Genomic DNA, 20709 nt, shown 5'->3' with positions numbered 1-20709 from the left:
TCTCAAATTATAAATGATGTATTTTCTTCTCTATCCGTTTCTGTAAATAGAGCCATATTATCAATGTGGTAAGCATTTCGATGAATATGTATACAAAAGCATATCCGTTTTCTTGCCAATAATAAATGGAGACGGCATACATTGTACAAGATATGATATTTACAAATACCATAATACTAATATATTGCCGAATATATCCCTGCGTGAAAAATACTTTCATATAGGCTAAACTCATAGCTGTAAAAGGCATACTGAATGTTAGTAAACCGATAAGATGAGATAATTTATTTCCTGCTTCGATAGGCATTTTCCCTAATCCAAAAAGGGTTTCGGCAATGAAATCACGTAATAAGAATATTACTAGTGATGTAAACAAAGTGAGTAAGAATAAGCGAATTGCTATCTGAGAAGCAGATTGGTAAATTTCATTTTCTTTCCTATCGCTTTTCAAATTATTGAGCTTTATTTGTAGTACAGCTGTAAATTGTTGTATCCATGCTAAAGGAGCCTGGATGAATTTTTGTGCATAATTGATTATGGTTATGACTCCTGGTTGATAATAGGATAACAAATACATAGGAAAAGTAGAAGAAAAAATGACCACTCCCTGATTAATAGCTAGTCCGGTTATGGATTTCCATTGGGAGGAAATAACAGAAAAATCAACTAAAAAGAACTTCCACTGTAACTTCCTCCTCATAAGAATAATTAGTATTATTGTATTAATCACACTGGCTATACAGCTTCCATATATCATAGATACGACACCTACTGTATTATTAAATAATAGTAAAGCAAAGATAATTCCTCCATTCAGTAACAAATTGCAAACTAAAGGTAAAGAAAAGAATTTGAATGAAACTAATATTTCTGTCAGATACAGATTGGTGGCCATAAGTATCATCAATATAAGAGATGCATAATAAATAGATATGTATTTTTTTATCTCATCCGTTGGGAAATTGGTTATTAATTCCGGTACTTTATCTCCTCCAAGACTTACAAGAAATATGAGTAAGAAAATAATAAAAATAAAGCTATACATAAAAGCATTCAGATATTTCATTTCAGCTTTTGTAGAAATAGAATGTCGTAATAGCATAGATTGTGGTATGAGGATTGAAGTTGTAATTGTCTGTATCATTCCTCCTATCATTATTACCAGATTAAATAAATAGAAATATAAGTCAGTTCCGGTATTGGCACCAAAATAATAAGCAATCAGTAAATGTTGCATGAATGCCACCCCTTTAGCCAGCACACTAAAGAAAGATGAATGAATGGCACCTTTTTTATATGTTTCGCTGTTCAACTTCATCTTTTCTTATTATCATGAGGGCTAATATTATCAAAATAAATAATCCGCGATTATGTGTAAAAGTGGAGTCTGCTATACCCTCAATAAGAAAGAATATGAAGATCATCCAGATACAGGTACTCTTTTGTATGTTTTGGGAAGTTGATTTCCGGATAATTGTATACCAGAAAAAAAAGTATAATATAGCTCCAATTATTCCAAACTGGGCTAATTCCGGATAAAATGCATCGCAAATAAAAATAGGCATATTCTTTGATAATCCCCATATATGGTTAAGTCCATACATTTCGTAAATAGGAGAATAATATTCAGCTGATGCAAAAGTACCAAAGCTTCCTAGTCCACATCCAAATGGAAAATAGTCATAAAAAATTTGTCCAGATGTAAATAACATGGCAGGCCGACTCCACATTTCGCGGGAATTCATCATTCCATCGACATAATAAATTATTATTTTCTCTTTGGCAAACCAAATGGCGAGTAGGCATATAAGGATACCTGTTGCAATACTTTTCCAGTTTAAACGTATCTGGCCGCCTAATTTAGTAAATACTATAAGGCTGGTAGCCACTACCCAAAAACCGTAAAATTTAGCTCGGGTAGAGAAAAAGCCTATGGTTAGCAGAAATAGGAATATAAGGACATCACTCCATTTATAAGTGCTGCAATAAAGAAATAAAAAAGCGGTAGCAATAGCCGCAGTTGCAAAACGGGAAGGATGTCCAAACACGGAATCAATTTGAGCTGATAACCCAACAATGATCAATAATCCTCCTACTATTAAACAAAGAATGCTGATAAAGTATTTTTGAGAAGATGAAAGCTGTGGAGCAATTAGATAGGCACAATAAAATCCGAGAAAAGGTTTTATCTGAATGAGTAAATCAGTAAGAATGGCTTTCGGAATATTACTCTGTATTATAAATGAATAAATGGTATAAAAAAGGAAGATGAAAACAATAATCGTAACAGGAATCAACTCTTTCCATGCTTTTCTTTCCCAAACCACAATGCCTGCAAATAAACATAGGAAAAGTGCCATTAATTCATCAGTATATTTAAATTCTATGAAATCATATAAGATGACACCAAAGATGTAGCCTGCCACAAGAAAGGCAAAGAATAAATTGTTTTTTGAGCAGACTAGCTGTGAAAGCATGAGATTATCTTTTTGTAAAAACGAATACTTTCAAATAAATACTAATTAAGGAAAGGATACAAGCTATTATAAAAGCTATTGCCAATACAATCAATTTCTTGGGAAAAACGGGTTTTGCCGAACAATAAGCAGCATCCACTATTCTTCCAGCCTGTTCATCTGGAGAGTTTATCAAACTCTTTTCTTGTAATTTTTGCATAAGGAACAGGTAAATCGTCTCCTTGATTTTCTGTTGGCGTTTCATCTCAATATATTCTCGTTCCTGTGTGGGTAGTTCACTCAGTTGACTGTTGAATATATGATTTTTCTTGTTGAATTCATTTAGGCTGGCTTTGATGCTATTTCGAGTTGCAGCGATTGTTTCCAACAACATTTTACGTTGTTCTGCCAATTGTTTATCGGCAAGTAACAAGGCTGGATTCCCTTTTTCAGAAGCAAGTAGTAGACGTTCACGGTCAAGTACTAATTGATTATACAAAGCGATAGATTTCTCTCCTATTCCCTCAAAGGCAGGAATAGAAGCATATTCATTTTCTGGATTTTGCATATATTCCACTACATAATCCATCATTTTTATACGTGCTTCAGTTTCTAAAATCACACTCTCTAATTCTTGTTTTCCTGTCATGGCAACTTTGGCATACAGTGTGGGTTCTGGAATGTTATTCAGTTTCTTGTAAGTTTCAATTTTATGTTCCAGATAGGCAAGTTCCGTAGTGATCGTATCCAAGCGACTTCTTACAAATTGGGCGTTAAGTTCTGCTTCTTGTACTTTTACATTTCTTGAGTATTGATTGAAAACAGACATTAATTCATTCAGAAAATCACGTCCACGCTGTTTGTTTTCGTTGTCAAAACTCAATAATATGATATCAGAAATTGTTTCTTCTGCCCCAGCTGTCATGTTTTTATATAGATCTTCATAAACTTTTTGCAACGGAGTGATCTTTATATTGAATGTTTGTTTGCCAAAAGTTGAAATCTCACTATTGGGAACAAGCATTATTGTACCAACCGGAAGCTGTAAGCGACAAGGTAAAGATTGATCTTGCACTTTCATGGTTTCAAATAGCTCTGATTGAATTTTTGCTGACTGCATCATTCCATTTGATAATGTCATTTTTATCTTTACCGGTTCACTGATAGTATCTAAAAACTGTTCAGGAAAAAGAACGGTAAAGGGAACATCTTTTCCATAGAGTAATACTTTCTTCAAACCACGTTGTTGCCGTATCTCCATTTGGTAATTAGTTTGAAGAATGGCTTTGGTCATGTTAGTACGTGATGTTAGTACAATAATCTCATCTTCTATACTAATACCTGAAGTACTACCCCCAAGTAATGCACTAATACCACTGGTTTTTAACATTTTCAACTCAGACATCATACCATGGTTGTTGCCAATTAGTCGCATCCGAGCAGTAAATTCATATTCTTTAGGTGTGACTATCAGAAAGCATATGGCACTAATCAGACAGATAATTCCAATGGGTATGTAGATCTTCCAATAGCAAAGAAACTGTTTTAATAGCTTTCCAATATGTATATTTTCGTCATTCATAAACAAAAGAGGTTATTTTACTAACAATGCGATACCTAGTGATGCTAATATAGATAAAGCGCTAATTATAGTTGAAGCCAACGATACGTTGAACTGCCCATTTTGACTATATTTTGCATTTCCTTTTCGTGCTTTGTTTGGTTCTACATAGAGAACATCATTTTGTTGCAAATAGTAATAAGGAGATGTTAGCATTTCTGCAGAAGTAAGGTCAAAACGATGATATTCTTTTAGTCCATTATTATCGCGAATTAGTAGCACATTGGTGCGATTTCCATAAATTGTCAAGTCACCTGCCATGCCAAGAGCATCAAGTACAGATAAGCGTTCATTAGGTACATTTACGGTTCCTGGTTTGTTTACTTCTCCTAATACAGAGACTTTAAAGTTCCGTATTTGTATTGTAACAATTGGAGATTTTACATAGGCAGAAATCTTTTTAGTCATCATATCGGTAAGTTCGCTACGTGTCATTCCACCAACTTGAAGTTTACCTAATACTGGAAAGTCAATTTCTCCATGTGAATTGACCAGATATGTATGAAGTACAGGTGTGGAGGTCACATTTGTTTCTCCAGGTGCCAGATAGCTGGTAAGTGGTATGTTGAATGTGGCGACTGCATTAGGGTCCATACCTGATACAGTTATGGATAATTGGTCATCGGGAGCTATACGCGGAGTATAATTCACAGCTTTTCCTGTAGTAACTGCCGATTGGTTATCCAAATCCTGAAAATAGGTGATGTTATTAGTCGTCGTTTTGCACGACGTCAATAATATAATAGTAAAAGCAAATATCAGCGTTTTAATCTTCATCGTATACTTTTATATTTTATAGATTGATCGGTTGCAAAAATAGCTTTCTTATGCCAATAAACGTTAGTTTTATGAGTTTATTGTTGAATTGTCTATTATTTGTGCATTAATGCTCCAAGGTAGAATATAGTATTTTCGTGTAGGTATTAACGAATTGGCTGACTTTTATTCAAAGAAGCATTGTGTTATTCCGTATTGTTGATAAGTTGTTGAAAGAAAAATGCCCTGAAACTGGCTTATATCCAAGATTTGCGTTACTTTTGCATCATGATTGAATTGGCACAACATATAGAAGCTTTGTTATTGGAAAATGACTGCGTCATTGTTCCGGGTTTAGGAGGATTTGTTGCTCATTATGCTCCGGCTACGAGAGTGAAAGAAGAGAATATTTTTCTGCCTCCTACCCGTATCATCGGTTTTAATCCACAACTGAAGATGAATGACGGTCTGCTGGTTCAGTCTTATATGTCTGTATATGGAACCAATTTCTCTGATGCTACCAAGATGGTAGAACGTAAAGTGGGTGAATTGATTTCTGTTTTACACGAAGAAGGCAAGGTTGATCTGCCAAATGTTGGCGAAGTACGTTATACTATTCATAACACCTTCGACTTCGCACCTTATGATAATAAGATCACAACCCCCTATTTATACGGGCTGGATGCATTTGAAATGCAGGAATTATCTGCTTTGGAAAAGCCACAGGCAGAAAAGGCTGTTTCTTATTCAATGCCTACTGTTGTTAAGAAAGAAAAGCGTACTTTCGCAATCAAAATTAACCGTGCATACCTGACAAATGCTGCTGCAGTAGTAGCTGCTATAGTGCTTTCTTTCTTCTTTTCTACTCCGATAGAAAATACAGAAGTGATAGAGGAAAATTATGCAAAGTTACTTCCGGATGAATTATTTGAAAAAATAGAAAAACAATCTCTGGCCATTACACCGATTGTTGTAAAGCAGAATACTTCTACACGCAAATCTGCAACAGATAAACAAGCCGGAACTAAGAAAGTTGTAGCTCCTGTTGCTGTCAGAGAAGTTAAGGTTGGCAAAACAACAGCTGTTGCTTCTGAAACAAAAGTGAAGGAAGAAGCCTCCCATTCAGCTACAACGACTGAAGTTCCCAAGCAGAATGTACAGCCTGCCGCTACAGTTAAACCAGTTGTTGCAATTCCTAAAAGACCTTATCATATTATCATTGCCAGCGTTGGAACTGAACAAGATGCAGAAACAATGGCTGTTCAGTTGATTTCTAAAGGTTTTAAGAGTGCAAAAGCGATTGTCGGTGATGGTAAAATGCGTGTTAGCATTGAATCTTGCGGAACGGAAGTAGAAGCCTATCAAGCATTGGCTAGAATTCGCCAGGATGAAACATATAAGAATGCTTGGGTTTTGAAGAAGTAGGAAGCATTAACTTTGCTTTAATTTTTAATTCTTTAATTTGTAATTGTCATGAAGCGTATCCGTTGCCCTAAATGTGAGAACTATCTTTTATTTGATGAAACAAAATATAGCGAAGGCCAATCTTTGGTTTTCGTTTGTGAGCATTGTGGCAAGCAATTTAGTATTCGCCTGGGAAAAACAAAAATGCGTGCTCCTCAAAAAGAAGAACGTCCTGACGAAGAAGAATTCAAGGATGCTTTCGGTAGCATTACGGTGATTGAGAATGTATTCGGATTTAAGCAAGTGTTACCTTTGCAGGAGGGCGATAATGTGATTGGGCGTCGTTGTGTTGGTACTAATATCAATACTCCCATTGAAACCTCGGATATGAGTATGGATCGTCGTCACTGCATTATCAACGTGAAGCGCAATAAGCAAGGCGTGCTTGTTTATACTCTGCAGGATGCTCCCAGTCTGACCGGAACTTTCCTGAATAATGAAATACTGGGAGATAAAGATCGCATTCGCATTGAAGACGGAGCCATTGTTACCATTGGAGCTACGACGTTCATTTTGCGTACGGCGGAATAGTTGGCTCATTCATTCTGCGGCAAAAGCTTTGATGCTAATTGAATAGCAATCAGGCTTCACTTTACTTTACCCCATTGATTTGTGTATTTGCAGTAACTCTGAAAAGGTATCAACCTTGGTTGACGAGCCTGTTAACCAAGATTGATACCTGATAATTCCAAAGGCTGAATAGGATCTTCCTTAAGACAGAATAATACAAATCTCTCATGTAAAACCTATTAATCTCTCATTCACGAGACACTGTGAAAGTAAGCTTTCTATCCTCACGCTTTTATTTTACTCTCACTCACACTTAATATTCTATATGTCAACTATTTATTCTCAAAGTGAGAGTAGTGATGGTAAATTACGATAAACTTCCATTGAAATAAAATAGGGCGAAGCCTCCGCCCCGCCCTATCTCCTTTGTGATACTTGTAGATTAATTAAAGAATTCCCTTTACTGTTTTCAGCATACCTTTTTCCTGAATAGAATCCAGATCAGCTTTCACAGCAGCGGTAAGTCCCGGGATATTATTCAAATCTTCGCCCCAGATAGAAGTTGCAGCAAGTACACCTTCGGTTACTTTCTGAGTATCGCCTGTTGCCCACAGGTCTTTCAGTAATTGCATGATTTCCGGAGCATCGTTCGGGGTGATCTCAGCACCGTCTTCACGAACACCGCCTTTATAATAAGTAATAATAGCGGCCAAACCGAGAACCAGTCCCTTAGGCAATTCACCTTTGCGTTGCAGATAAGTCTTCAAGCCAGGCAGGTCACGAGTTTCATATTTCGGGAAAGAGTTCAGCATAATGCTGGTAACAGCATGGTCAACAAACGGGTTGTTGAAACGCTCCAATACATCTTCCGCAAACTTCTTCAACTCATCTTTCGGCAAGTTCAATGTTTCCATCAACTCATCGAACATTACCTTGTTGATGTACTGACCAATAACCGGATGTTGACAAGCATCACGCACAATGTTTACGCCCGACAAGTAAGCTACCGGAGAAAGAACAGTGTGAGGGCCATTCAGCAACGTTACTTTTCTTTCATGATACGGTGCTTCAGAAGGAACGAACAATACATTCAAACCAGCCTTGTCAGCAGGGAATTCTTTGGCAATCTCCTGCGGGGCTTCGATGACCCAGAGGTGGAAGATTTCAGCCTGTACCACCAAATTATCATCATACTGCAATTTTTCCTTGATTGCTGCAATATCCTTGCGCGGGAATCCCGGAACAATACGGTCAACAAGCGTAGCGTACACACCACATGCTTCTTCAAACCAAGTTTTGAATTCATCACCCAATTGCCATAATTCGATATATTGGTAGATGGTTTCTTTCAGCTTGTGACCGTTCAGGAAGATAAGTTCGCAAGGGAAGATAATCAGACCTTTGCTCTTATCACCGTTGAATGTCTTGAAACGATGATACAGTAGTTGGGTCAGTTTGCCCGGATAAGAAGAAGCCGGAGCGTCAGTCAGTTTGCAGGAGGGATCGAAAGCGATACCGGCTTCCGTTGTGTTGGAGATTACAAAACGCATTTCCGGTTGCTCAGCCAACTTCATGAATTCATTGTTCTGAGTGTAAGGATTCAGTGCACGGCTGATAACGTCGATCATTGTCAGGCTATTGACAGTTTCTCCTTTATCCAATCCTTGCAGGTTTACGTGATAAAGATCATCCTGTGCATTCAGCATGTCTACCATACCTTTGTCAATGGGTTGAACTACTACAACACTGCTATTGAAGTCAGTTTTTTCGTTCATGTTATAAATAATCCAGTCGATAAATGCACGTAAGAAGTTTCCTTCACCGAATTGAATGATACGTTCCGGGCGCTGAGCCTTGGGAGCGGTCTGTTTGTTTAATGCTTTCATGCTTAAAAATCGTTTTTAAAGTGATTGATATTATGATGTTTATTCAAATTCAAAATAGAAATTGATGTTTTCTTTCATCAGGATGTCGATAGGCATATATTTTACACCGGTCACCGGACGTTTGAATACGACATGGTCGCACAGAGCTTTTACGCCACAGTATCCTTGCAGTCCCGGTCGTTGTCCGATGAGATAATTTACTTCGCCGGATTTCAGGTACTCCACGTTCTTGGGCAGAAGGTCATATCCAACTAGTCCTTCCAAATGGTGTCCTGTTTCCTGTAGATATCCTGCCACCTGGTAGACACGTGAGTTAAAAACGGCTCCTAATACTGCCTTGGGATGTGCGGCAAAGAAATCTTCTAATGTCCGGCGGTTGGCTTCATCATCTTCTTTATTCAGTACTACATCATGAACCACCAGATTCTCATGTTCCTGTGCAATAAAATTCATGAAACCGTCCATGCGTCGTTGCATCTGTATTTCTGCCGGACTATTCTTTTTATTATTAAGAAATAGTATCAGTTCCTGTCCTTCCTTATACTTGCGCATCAGGATTTTAGCAGCCATATACCCGCTTGTTTGGGAGTCTTGGCCGATGTAGCAGAGTGCATGGGTGTCTTCTATATTAAAGTCGACAAATGCGTAAGGTATCTTTTTCCCTTCCAGATAAGATGTCAGCGACATTGTCTCTTCACGGAAATTGGGGGCGATCAATACGGCATCCACTATTTCTTTGCGGAGCTTTGCGCAGGCTTTTTCATAAGAAAGCCGGTCGGCATGATGGTAGCACAAAAAGTCCACGCTTACATTAAAAGGACGCAACTCTTGTGCGGCACGGTTGATGCCTTCTGCAACGGAATGCCAATAGTCATGTTCCACATAATAAGGTATAATACACAGAACACGGTAGCGCTTCTTGGCTGCCAGGCCAATGGCAAACATATTAGGATGATAGTCTATCTCATCAAGCACTTTTTGAACCTTCTCCCTGCTGGCAGCAGAAACATCTCCCCGATTGTGCAACACGCGGTCCACAGTTCCGGCAGAAACACCCGCCATGCGGGCAATGTCTTTAATGGTGTAGTTCTTGTTTTCCATATTCTTTGTCTCATTCGTTTTAAGGCACTAAAGGTTCAATGTCTAAAACTTAAATATTATAAATATTTGCGGCAAAGATACGAATTATTTTGTTTCTCCAAGTAAATTTTCTACTTTTGTGTTCGATAACGGTTAATAAAAGCAAAAACCAATATCTTGCCTATTAGCTTTACAATCAATACTATATAGGTATAGAAAAGAGAAAGTAATATTTTTATATACTTAAAACACAGTAGAATGAAAAAATTTATGGATGAAAACTTCCTGTTGCAGACAGAAACCGCACAGAAGTTGTATCATGAACATGCGGCCAAGATGCCGATTATCGATTATCACTGTCACTTAATCCCTAAAATGGTAGCGGACGACTATCAGTTTAAGTCATTGACTGAAATCTGGTTGGGCGGCGACCATTACAAATGGCGTGCTATGCGTACCAATGGTGTAGACGAACGTTTCTGCACAGGCAAGGATACTTCCGACTGGGAAAAATTTGAAAAGTGGGCTGAAACCGTTCCTTATACTTTCCGTAATCCTTTGTATCACTGGACACATCTGGAGTTGAAGACAGCGTTCGGTATCGATAAGATCCTGAGCCCGAAGACTGCCCGTGAGATTTATGACGAGTGTAATGAGAAGCTGGCTCAACCGGAATACTCTGCTCGTGGTATGATGCGCCGTTATCATGTGGAAGCTGTTTGTACTACGGATGATCCTATTGACTCTCTGGAATATCATATTCAAACACGCGAAAGTGGTTTTGAAATCAAAATGTTGCCGACATGGCGTCCTGACAAGGCAATGGCTGTAGAAGTTCCTGCTGATTTCCGTGCATACGTTGAGAAACTGGCTGAAGTAAGCGGTGTTGCTATCTCTAATTTCGATGATATGGTAGCTGCCCTGCGCAAGCGTCATGACTTCTTTGCTGAACAAGGCTGTAAATTGTCTGATCACGGTATTGAAGAATTCTACGCAGAAGACTATACAGATGCTGAAATCAAAGCTATATTTAATAAGGTATATGGTGGAGCAGAACTGACCAAGGAAGAAATCCTGAAATTCAAATCAGCTATGCTGGTTATCTTCGGTGAAATGGACTGGGAAAAAGGCTGGACACAACAATTCCATTATGGCGCTATCCGTAACAATAACAGCAAGATGTTCAAGTTACTCGGTGCTGATACTGGTTTCGATTCTATCGGTGAATTTACTACTGCTAAGGCAATGTCTAAATTCCTCGACCGCTTGAATTCCAAAGGCAAGTTGACGAAGACTATTCTTTATAACCTCAATCCGTGCGCTAATGAAGTTATTGCCACTATGTTGGGTAACTTCCAGGATGGCACGATTCCGGGTAAGATACAGTTTGGTTCCGGCTGGTGGTTCCTTGATCAGAAGGACGGTATGGAGAAACAGATGAATGCTCTTTCCGTACTGGGTCTGCTGAGTCGTTTCGTAGGTATGTTGACGGACTCTCGTTCATTCCTCTCCTATCCGCGTCATGAATATTTCCGCCGTACATTGTGTAATCTTGTTGGCCGTGATATTGAAAATGGTGAAATTCCGGCTTCTGAAATGGACCGCGTGAACCAGATGATTGAAGATATCAGCTACTATAACGCTAAGAATTTCTTCAAGTTCTAAAAGAAGAATTACTTTTTACTCATAGCAAGGAGTGCATCAAAGTTATATTGATGCGCTCCTTTTTTTAATACGCATCCATCGCTTCGCTTCTTTTAAAGATAAAATGCGTCCAAATTGGATATCAATTTCCTTTTTACTATATTTGCATATAAATCCCATAAAACAGAAGATTATGATAATAATTAGCACAAGAGATTTCAGAGCCAATCAATCTAAATTCATGGATATGGCTAACAATGGAGAGGACATTATTTTGAAGTCCCGTAAAAACGGAAGTTTTAAACTTGTTCCGGTAAGTGAAAGTGATATGCTGATAAGCAAAGAATATATTCTTGAGCCAGATGCAGATCTTGATCGGGCTATAACAATGGATGAACTTCTTCAAGGTGTAAAAGCAGACATTCATGAATTGTTCGGGGATAAAAGGAAGCAAGAATAATGAAAGTAATAGCATTACCAGAGGTGAGAGAATACCTCATGGAGCTGATTCAGATTCTCTATAAAAAAGAATATTTCGGATTTGAGGAAAATGCACAAAAGTACGTGGAAGAATTGATTTTCGATATAAAAAACAACCTTCCGCTAAAGCTAAACAAGCCGGCACCTCCCTATTTTGACAGGTATGGAAAGAAGATGTTATACGCTACGTTCCGGAAAAATAAGGCTACACAATGGTATGTATTTTTCAATGTCTATCAGAAAGACGGTGAAATGATTTTTATTATACGCTATATCAGCAATAACCATGTAACAGCGCAATATTTATAAAGCACTCTAATACTATCGCATCACTCCCCTGACTACTACGGCAGAATGACATTGTTTCTTCTTAATTCTGGTTTGTAAAGATGTTGCCTTGAGCATAAACATCCCGGAAAGAAGAGTTACTTTTTACCCATAGCAATGCATCAAAGTTATATTGATGCGCTCCTTTTCTTTTATATATATACAACGCTTCTTTAAAGAATGATGTTACTTACATGCACATGTTAGCACTATCAACACCCGGATGTTAGCATCATCAACATGTACATGTCAATAGCACTAACATATGCATGTAAGTAATACTATTCTTTAATAATAATCGAGCATATCCTTTAACCTTGCATGAGAAATTATATATATGGGAGAGAAAATTTCTCTATGTTATTGGCTTTTATAAATTATTCATTAACTTTGCGACACCTTTAGGAATATTCTGATATACTCCTAAAAGGCTACATATTAAATAGTTAGAAGCGTTTACCATATTATTCTTGTCAAAGGAAATCGCCAATTTCAAAAAGACACGAGAATAATAGGCAACAAAACGCTCATGCTCGCTGTATATCTAAATGTATAGTAGGGCGTGGGCTGTTGCCTCATTATCTGTGTCTTGGGTGTTTGGCGATACCTCTTTGACAGATGATGGCAACAGTTCCCACGCTTTTATTTTATTTATAGGTGTCGTATGGGGACTTTCGGCACCAGATATACACGATGAGAAATACTATATCTGTCTTATGTGCGGCAACTTTTCTGTGCCTGCTCTGTTCTTCCTGTTCATCAAGCAGGCAAGTATCCTATTTGCAAAAGCTGAATGAGGGATTCCGGGACACTCTTATAGAATATGATGCCCGCATCATGCCTAAAGATTTGCTTACCATCTCCGTCAGTTGTTCTGAACCGGAAGCCGCCTTGCCTTTCAATTTAGTGGTACCTGCTTCGCAAACAGGAATCAATTCCACTAATTTAGTTTCACAACCTACCCTGCAAAACTATCTGGTGAACAATCAGGGCGAGATCGTTTTCCCTGTACTCGGCACCTTGAAAGTAGGTGGAATGACCACTCAGGAAACCTCTGAACTGATTGTGGGGAAACTGGAACGCTACTTGAAAGAGCGTCCCATCGTGACTGTCCGGTTGGTAAACTATAAGATTTCCGTAATTGGAGAAGTAAGCCGCCCGGGAGTCTATACCGTAAATAACGAACAGGTGAATGTCTTTGAAGCTGTAGCAATGGCGGGTGATCTGACCATATACGGGAAGCGGGATAATGTACGTATCATCCGCACCGTAGACTGCAAACAAAAACTTATCACCATCAACCTGAATGATGAAAACATCATCTATTCCCCCGACTTTTATCTACGGCAAAACGACATCCTCTACGTGGAGCCGAACAAGGCGAAGAAACAGAGTGCCAACATTGGTTCTTCCACCAATCTTCTGATTTCCATAACCTCTATACTTATATCCCTGGCGGGGTTAATGGTCAATATTTTACGATAAAAAGTATAATTCACTAACTAACACAATCTATATATATGAACACCAATCAAACAGACACTAATCAAATGCAGGAACAAGAAATAGACCTGATTGAACTATTCTACAAACTGTTGGCGCACTGGCGGTGGTTTCTGCTGGCTGCTGTGGTAGCATTTGCCGGAGCATACATTTATGTACATGTAGCTACTCCCATCTATCAGGCGACGGCTTCTGTTGTCATCAAGGATTCGGAAGGAAGCAATAAGGCCATTGATGAGCTATTTCAGAAAGTCGCTCCTTCTTCCCTCAGCTCTGCAAATACGCGGATTGAAGATGAAATGGAGATATTGCGTTCACGCTCTATCCTGCTGCAAGTGATTAATGAGCTGAATCTGCATACGAAGTACAAGGTGAAAGATGGACTTTTCTACAATGAAACCACTACACCTCCCATCATTGCTTCTATGGATAAAGCATCCATGGATACATTGAGCGGGACATTGCTGATACAAGTAGAGAAAGCAGGTGAACGTTATGCCGTGAGCAGCGCCTTGGACGATATTTGTGTAACGGAGACTTTCACAGGTTTCCCCGCTTTTATAGAAACTCCTGCCGGGCGATGCACTTTAAGATTGCTGCCCGGACATCAGTTTTCCGAAGCTATAAAGATAAGTATTTGTCGTCCTATCGATGCTGTGAACGATTATTCCGGTCAGCTGGTGGTCACTACTACCTCAAAGAAAACTTCTATCATCAGTCTGACCTTCAAGGATACGGATAAGAATCGTGCGGAAGCTTTTCTTGCCAAGTTGATTGAAGTCTACAACCGGGATGCAATGGATGATAAGAATAAGGTGACAGGAAATACACTCATCTTTTTGGAAGAACGTTTGGACAGTATCAGCAACGAACTGGGATTTGTAGAAAAGCATCTGGAGCAATACAAACAAAAAGAACGTCTGAGCGATTTGAAAACCAACATGACTCTGGATCTGAATACAAACAATGAGTACGAAAAGAAGTTGCTGGATGTGGAGATGCAACTAAATATGACTAACTATATTTATAACTATTTGTCGGATGATAAACACCGTTTTTCGCTATTACCGGTGAATACGGGGATTGCCGATACGGAACTGGTGCAACTGATTAACGAATATAACAAGGAACTGCTGGAACGTGAACGGCTGATGAACACCATGAAAGCAGATAATCCGACGGTGGTAAATCAGGATATTCGCATTGATGCATTGAGAAGAAATGTAGTAAGTTCTGTGGTCGGTGTGAAAGACGGACTGAGCATAGCACGCACTGATATTCTGCGTAAAACCGATTATTTCAACTCTCGTATCGGAAATATGCCGAAGCAGGAAAGGGAGTTCAATAACATAGACCGTCAACAGCAAATTAAGGCAAACCTATATCTGATGTTGCTTGAACGGCGTGAACAGGCAGCTATTTCTTTGGCAGCCACAATGAACAAAGCAAGAGTGATTGATGCTCCCCTATCCGCTGACAGACCGATAGCTCCGCGAAGTATGATGATCTATGCCGGAAGTCTGTTTCTGGCATGTGCAATGACGGCAGGAGTGATTTTGTTCGGAGGCATTTTCCGCACTAAAATAATGTCGGTAGCAGAAGTAGAGAGTACACAAATTTCTGTAATGGGAATCATTCCGTATACCAAAGAAGGTGGTGGTGTTGAAGAAGGACAAAACGGCATCATGGAAGAATCTTTTCGCCGCATGAGAAGCAATCTGCGTTTTCTTACTGAAGACGGTGACAAAAAATGTATCCTGATGACCTCCACCATTAGCGGAGAAGGAAAGAGTTTCATCAGCATCAACCTGGCTCTGACCTTTGCTTTTCTAGGATGCCGGGTACTGGTAGTAGGTCTGGATATCCGTCGTCCCAGACTGGCGGAGTATTTCAGAATAAAGAGTCATGTAGGTATGACCAGTTACCTTTCGGACAATGAGATAAAACCGGAAGATATAATCTTCCCGTCAGGAGTACATGAGCAATTATTCGTCGCACCTGCCGGACCTATCCCTCCTAATCCGGCAGAACTGTTGGAAAGAGCCCGATTGAAAGAGGCATTTGCGTATTTCCGTGAACAGTTTGATTATATCATTGTGGACTCGGCTCCGGTGGGGTTGATTAGTGATACATTGAGCTTGAGTAAAGTGACTGATTTCACACTCTATGTGTGCCGCATGAATTATACGCACAAGAATGTGTTGTCTGAAATTGTCGAGATACAACGATCAGGGCAACTAAACCAAATATCTTTAGTAGTGAATGGTGGTAATCTGGCGGAAAAGAAATATGGTTACGGATATGGCTACGGATATAGTTATGGCTACAGAGATACTCATAAAAAGCATAAGTAATATACACTCATTTTTTCATCTCACTTTTTTTTCTTCTCAATGAAGATACTGCTCCGGACTTTCATAAGTTAGGTAAAGTCCGGACGGTATTTTCTAAAACCACCACTTCTTCTTTTTGTTCTGTTCCGCAGGGATATTGCCTTGCGTATAGATATCCCGGAAGGTTTTACGTTCTTTAATCATCTGATAGATAAGTCCCCAATCGGGCAATCCGCCCAGATTACGGTCATCAATGAAAAGGTCTACTTTTAATTTACGGGAAAATCCACAGTCCTGCTGCTTTTCTTCGGGATAATCACGATTGACAGCATAGAATTCCACTCCTCTTTCTTTGCACCAGGCAACGGCTTCTTCCAGAAGTTCACCTTCGCGCACACTCCACAAAATAAGCCTGTGCTGATCTTGCTGCAACAGTTTTAAAGTGTCTGTTGCAAAAGGAATTTCTCTACCGATACGGGGATAGCGATGTTCTACTATAGTTCCGTCGAAATCAACTGCTATTGTCATAGTTTTATGCTGAAAAATTACAGAACAAAGATACGAATCTTATTGAAAAAACAAAGCGTTCTCTCCCTTTTACAATAGGCAAATATGAAAGAAATTTGCATATAATTTCATAAAAATGTATTTTTGCGCTTAATTTTTCACTAACAACATAATATTAGGATGACTCAATCACCCAAAAATGTATCTAAAGGGTTCACTAAAGCCTTTTGGGTAAGCAACACGGTCGAACTGTTCGAACGTATGGCGTATTATGCCGTTTTTATCGTTCTCACTATTTATCTTTCTTCTATTTTAGGCTTCAACGACCTTGAAGCGAGTATGATTTCCGGTTTATTTTCCGGTGGTCTTTATCTTTTGCCTATCTTCACGGGTGCTTATGCCGATAAGATAGGTTTCCGGAAATCCATGATTGTTGCTTTTTCGCTGCTGTCTGTCGGATATCTGGGTTTAGGAATTCTCCCTACCCTGCTGGAAGCTGCCGGTTTGGTGGAATATGGCAAAGCAACCCGTTTCACCGGACTGCCGGATAGCGATAGCCGCTGGATGATCGTTCCTGTGCTGTTTGTTATCATGGTGGGCGGATCGTTTATCAAATCTATCATTTCAGCTTCAGTGGCAAAAGAGACTACGGAAGCAAATCGTGCACGCGGTTATTCCATTTTTTATATGATGGTGAATATTGGTGCATTTACCGGAAAAACAGTGATTGATCCGTTGCGGAATGTTATAGGAGATCAGGCTTATATCTATATCAACTATTTCTCTGCTACGATGACCATATTGGCATTGCTTTCCGTTGTTCTGCTTTATAAATCTACCCATACGGCAGGCGAAGGAAAAAGTATGCGTGAAATCGGTCAGGGCTTCCTGCGCATCATAACAAACTGGCGTCTGCTGATTCTTATCCTGATTATAACAGGATTCTGGATGGTACAGCAACAGTTATACGCTACGATGCCTAAATATGTAATCCGTATGGCGGGCGAAACTGCCAAGCCGGGTTGGATAGCCAATGTAAACCCATTTGTAGTGGTTTGCTGCGTTAGTTTCGTGACGCGTTTGATGGCGAAACGTTCAGCTATTACTTCCATGAATATCGGTATGTTCCTTATCCCCTTTTCGGCTCTGCTGATGGCATGCGGTAACCTGCTTGGAAATGATGTGATAAGCGGAATGAGCAATATCACATTAATGATGATAGCCGGTATTGTGATACAGGCTTTGGCAGAATGTTTCATTTCACCGCGTTATCTGGAGTACTTCTCCCTGCAAGCGCCTAAGGGTGAAGAAGGTATGTATCTTGGATTTAGCCATCTCCATTCCTTCCTCTCTTCCATCTTCGGTTTTGGTATCGCGGGAGTATTGTTGACAAAATACTGTCCCGATCCTGTCCTCTTTGAGACTCGTGAAGCATGGGAGGCTGCCAGCACCAATGCGCATTATATCTGGTACTATTTCGCTGCTATCGGTCTGATATCTGCACTGGCACTGTTAGTATTTGCCAAAATCACCCAATCCATCGACAAAAAGAAGAAAGCCAAGGTCTGAATATCTCATTTTTTATGTATATTTGCCGTCACTTTGCCATAAAAGTGGCGGCTTTTTCTAAATTGAGGAGAACATAATGAAAGTAAAATTTATAAGCCTTGCGAGCGGAAGTAGTGGCAACTGCTATTATATAGGCACTGAAAAATACGGAATACTTATTGACGCTGGTATAGCGGTACGTACTATTAAGAAATCATTGAAGGAGGTGGGCATCGGTATGGAAACAATACGCGCGGTATTTGTTACACACGACCACGCAGACCATATCAAAGCTGTAGGCGGACTGGGTGAGAAACTGCACATCCCTATCTACACAACTGCACGTATCCACGAAGGAATCAACAAAAGTTATTGCATGACGGAGAAGCTCCACTCTTCCGTTCATTACCTGGAGAAAGAAGAACCGATGGTACTGGAAGATTTCCACATTGAGTCTTTCGAAGTTCCCCACGACGGTACGGACAATGTGGGTTATTGCATTGAAATCGACGGAAAAGTATTCTCGTTCCTTACCGACCTTGGTGAAATCACCCCTACTGCTGCCAAGTTTATCCGTAAAGCGAATTACCTGATACTGGAAGCTAACTATGATGATGAAATGCTGCGTATGGGTACATATCCGCAGTATTTAAAGGAGCGCATCACCAGCCGTACGGGACACATGAGCAATATTGCAACTGCCGAGTTCCTGGCTGAAAATATCACGGAAGATCTGAAATATATCTGGCTTTGCCATTTGAGCAAAGACAATAATCATCCGGAACTTGCTTACAAGACGGTGGAATGGAAATTAAAGAGTAAAGGTATATTGGTAGGTAAAGATGTGCAACTCTGCGCTTTAAAGCGTAGCACTCCCTCCGACTTGTACGAGTTTGATTAAAAAAAGCCGCTTTCATCGAAAAAAAGATTTTATTTTGCTTGGATGAATAAAATAAAAGGACTACTTTTGCACCCGCAAATAAGAAAAACGATGCACTCTTAGCTCAGCTGGTAGAGCAATTGACTCTTAATCAATGGGTCCAGGGTTCGAGTCCCTGAGGGTGTACGAAGATAAGGTTCTGAAAACAATTGAGTTTCAGAACCTTTTTTAATCTCACCTTGTTTCACTCTCATCATGAATAATTGGAAGAAAAAATTTATCATAATATGGAGCGGGCAACTATTTTCTATATTAAGTAGTTCCATCGCTCAGTTCTCTATCGTCTTATGGATTAGTCTCAAAACGGGTTCTGCGGAAGTTTTGTCCTTTGCCATGATTGCCGCCTTGTTGCCGCAAGCCTTGTTAGGGGCATTTGCAGGCGTATATGTGGATCGCTGGAACCGGAAATGGACTATGATAGGTGCAGATAGTTTCGTTGCACTCTGTTCCGGTGTCATCGCTTTGTTATTTTACCTGGATATCGTGGAATTGTGGCACATCTATATATTATTGGCGCTTCGTTCCATTGGTGGTTCGTTCCATTCACCGGCAATGAAATCATCCATTCCATTGCTGGCTCCGGAAAAGGAACTGACCCGTATTGCGGGGATTAACCAGGCTATCCAGTCTATTTGTAATATCGGTGGCCCTGCGTTGGGAGCGGTTCTGCTTCTGGCATTCGATATGAGTGTAGTCATGTTATTGGATGTGGCAGGCGCAATCATTGCCTGCACTTCCCTACTGTTTGTTTACATTCCGAATCCGAAGAAGGAAAATATCTCAGCTAAGAGTGTATTGAACGATATGCGCGACGGTTTTCATGTGATTATGCGCAACCGAGGAGTTAGTTGGGTGATGGTTACAGAAATCCTGATTACTTTCTTTGTGTTGCCGATAGTCGCCCTGATGCCGCTGATGACTTTGCATACTTTCTCCGGAACAGCTTATCAGATTAGTTTGATAGAAACACTTTTCGGGGTGGGCATGTTGGCCGGAGGGGCTTTACTGGGAATCTGGAATCCTAAGATCAGGAAGATACTGATGATCGCGTTCTCTTATGCAGTACTTGGTCTGGCATTGGCTATATGTGGTATGTTGCCTGGCAATGGGTATGTCTTTTTTGCCATACTGACGGTGGTACAAGGACTTATCGTGCCATTTTTATCCGGTCCCTTTACCGCTCTATTGCAGACGCAGTTCAAGCCGATTTATCTGGGACGTGTATTCTCGCTTTTCGACAGTATAAGTTTATTCCCTTCTATTATCGGTTTGCTTGTCACAAGCTTTGTTGCTGACTCTTTGGGAATAGGCAACATATTTATATACTGTGGTTTTGCCATTGTACTGACTGCAATTCTGATGATGTGTATTCCTTCTGTTAGGAATCTGGAGAAAGAGGAGATCAGGAAGAAAAAGTAAATGAAATATGAAGGTGTGTCATAATGCAGTACTATCTCAATTCTCCTCCTCCCGGGAGGAGGAGTACCCGTAGGGGGAGGTGGTAGGTGAATGCGTAAGTCTTTAGTATTTAATGTTATATGTTTGTCTACCACCCCGCCCTTTGGGCACCCCTCCTCCCGGGAGGAGGGGGCTTAAGTTACTTTCCAGTTTTGACACATTTACATTTGCAGTATTAAATATCACAATAAAATAT

The 20709-nt window shown here is 39.8% G+C and carries 17 protein-coding genes and 1 tRNA gene; 11 read left to right on the top strand and 7 right to left on the bottom strand.

Annotated features, from left to right (window positions below):
• Nucleotides 1-7: 7 nt before the first annotated feature.
• Genes DWW10_RS14895 through DWW10_RS14880 form a run of 4 tightly spaced genes read right to left on the bottom strand, consistent with a single transcriptional unit; the run spans nt 8 to nt 4854 of the window.
• The gene (locus DWW10_RS14895) at nt 8-1318 is read right to left on the bottom strand and encodes a lipid II flippase MurJ (RefSeq protein ID WP_022392128.1); all 1311 of its coding nucleotides are present in this window, start codon (nt 1316-1318) and stop codon (nt 8-10) included.
• The gene (locus DWW10_RS14890) at nt 1293-2477 is read right to left on the bottom strand and encodes a hypothetical protein (protein ID WP_022392129.1); all 1185 of its coding nucleotides are present in this window, start codon (nt 2475-2477) and stop codon (nt 1293-1295) included. The genes DWW10_RS14895 and DWW10_RS14890 overlap by 26 nt, the downstream gene beginning before the upstream one ends.
• A 4-nt stretch (nt 2478-2481) precedes the next feature.
• Nucleotides 2482-4038, bottom strand: a complete 1557-nt coding sequence (locus DWW10_RS14885) for a GumC family protein (RefSeq protein ID WP_022392130.1) — start codon at nt 4036-4038, stop codon at nt 2482-2484.
• Between the two features lie 12 nt (nt 4039-4050).
• Complete coding sequence (locus DWW10_RS14880; RefSeq protein WP_022392131.1) at nt 4051-4854, bottom strand: polysaccharide biosynthesis/export family protein; 804 nt, start codon at nt 4852-4854, stop codon at nt 4051-4053.
• Between the two features lie 267 nt (nt 4855-5121).
• On the opposite strand from DWW10_RS14880, the gene DWW10_RS14875 reads away from it, so the two are divergent.
• Entirely contained in the window at nt 5122-6258 is a 1137-nt protein-coding gene (locus DWW10_RS14875; RefSeq protein ID WP_022392132.1) for an HU domain-containing protein, read from the top strand.
• A 48-nt stretch (nt 6259-6306) separates the two neighbouring features.
• On the top strand, nt 6307-6828 hold the full coding sequence (locus tag DWW10_RS14870; RefSeq protein WP_022392133.1) for an FHA domain-containing protein: 522 nt from the start codon (nt 6307-6309) through the stop codon (nt 6826-6828).
• 425 nt (nt 6829-7253) lie between these two features.
• On the opposite strand, the gene DWW10_RS14865 is transcribed toward DWW10_RS14870, so the two are convergent.
• Complete coding sequence (locus tag DWW10_RS14865) at nt 7254-8693, bottom strand: tagaturonate reductase (protein WP_022392134.1); 1440 nt, start codon at nt 8691-8693, stop codon at nt 7254-7256.
• Nucleotides 8694-8732: 39 nt separating this feature from the next.
• Nucleotides 8733-9794, bottom strand: a complete 1062-nt coding sequence (locus DWW10_RS14860; RefSeq protein WP_007214135.1) for a LacI family DNA-binding transcriptional regulator — start codon at nt 9792-9794, stop codon at nt 8733-8735.
• 237 nt (nt 9795-10031) lie between these two features.
• Between DWW10_RS14860 and uxaC the strand changes: the two genes are divergently transcribed.
• The 5 genes from uxaC to DWW10_RS14830 all read left to right on the top strand — a co-directional run bounded on the left by uxaC (nt 10032) and on the right by DWW10_RS14830 (nt 16081).
• Entirely contained in the window at nt 10032-11438 is a 1407-nt protein-coding gene (uxaC, locus tag DWW10_RS14855; RefSeq protein WP_022392136.1) for a glucuronate isomerase, read from the top strand.
• Nucleotides 11439-11610: 172 nt separating this feature from the next.
• Nucleotides 11611-11877 carry a type II toxin-antitoxin system Phd/YefM family antitoxin gene (locus DWW10_RS14850; RefSeq protein ID WP_022392137.1) on the top strand — a complete coding sequence of 89 codons (267 nt, stop codon included), beginning with the start codon at nt 11611-11613 and terminating at the stop codon, nt 11875-11877.
• Nucleotides 11877-12206, top strand: coding sequence for a hypothetical protein (locus DWW10_RS14845; RefSeq protein WP_022392138.1), 330 nt, complete (start codon nt 11877-11879; stop codon nt 12204-12206). The genes DWW10_RS14850 and DWW10_RS14845 overlap by 1 nt, the downstream gene beginning before the upstream one ends.
• 711 nt (nt 12207-12917) lie before the next feature.
• A complete protein-coding gene (locus DWW10_RS14835) occupies nt 12918-13709 on the top strand; it encodes a polysaccharide biosynthesis/export family protein (RefSeq protein ID WP_259029041.1) in 792 nt (263 codons plus the stop codon).
• Nucleotides 13710-13744: 35 nt separating this feature from the next.
• Entirely contained in the window at nt 13745-16081 is a 2337-nt protein-coding gene (locus DWW10_RS14830) for a GumC family protein (RefSeq protein ID WP_022392140.1), read from the top strand.
• A gap of 93 nt (nt 16082-16174) precedes the next feature.
• Here DWW10_RS14830 and DWW10_RS14825 read toward each other — a convergent pair whose 3' ends face one another.
• Nucleotides 16175-16588 (bottom strand): BT0820 family HAD-type phosphatase, encoded by a 414-nt coding sequence (locus DWW10_RS14825; protein ID WP_007214129.1) that lies wholly within the window; start codon nt 16586-16588, stop codon nt 16175-16177.
• 159 nt (nt 16589-16747) lie between these two features.
• Here DWW10_RS14825 and DWW10_RS14820 point away from each other — a divergent pair, with 159 nt between their 5' ends.
• The 4 genes from DWW10_RS14820 (at nt 16748) to DWW10_RS14805 (ending at nt 20474) form a co-directional block, all read left to right on the top strand.
• Nucleotides 16748-18136, top strand: a complete 1389-nt coding sequence (locus DWW10_RS14820; protein ID WP_022392141.1) for an MFS transporter — start codon at nt 16748-16750, stop codon at nt 18134-18136.
• Nucleotides 18137-18212: 76 nt separating this feature from the next.
• Complete coding sequence (locus tag DWW10_RS14815; RefSeq protein WP_022392142.1) at nt 18213-19016, top strand: MBL fold metallo-hydrolase; 804 nt, start codon at nt 18213-18215, stop codon at nt 19014-19016.
• Nucleotides 19017-19108: 92 nt separating this feature from the next.
• Nucleotides 19109-19181 (top strand) — tRNA-Lys (locus tag DWW10_RS14810).
• Nucleotides 19182-19250: 69 nt separating this feature from the next.
• Nucleotides 19251-20474 carry an MFS transporter gene (locus DWW10_RS14805; protein ID WP_022392143.1) on the top strand — a complete coding sequence of 408 codons (1224 nt, stop codon included), beginning with the start codon at nt 19251-19253 and terminating at the stop codon, nt 20472-20474.
• Nucleotides 20475-20709: the final 235 nt, after the last annotated feature.

This window comes from Bacteroides intestinalis (assembly GCF_003464595.1).
Taxonomy (GTDB): Bacteria; Bacteroidota; Bacteroidia; order Bacteroidales; family Bacteroidaceae; genus Bacteroides; species Bacteroides intestinalis_A.
Note: the sequence above shows the minus strand (reverse complement) of the source record. Positions and strands in the feature narration are given on the sequence as shown.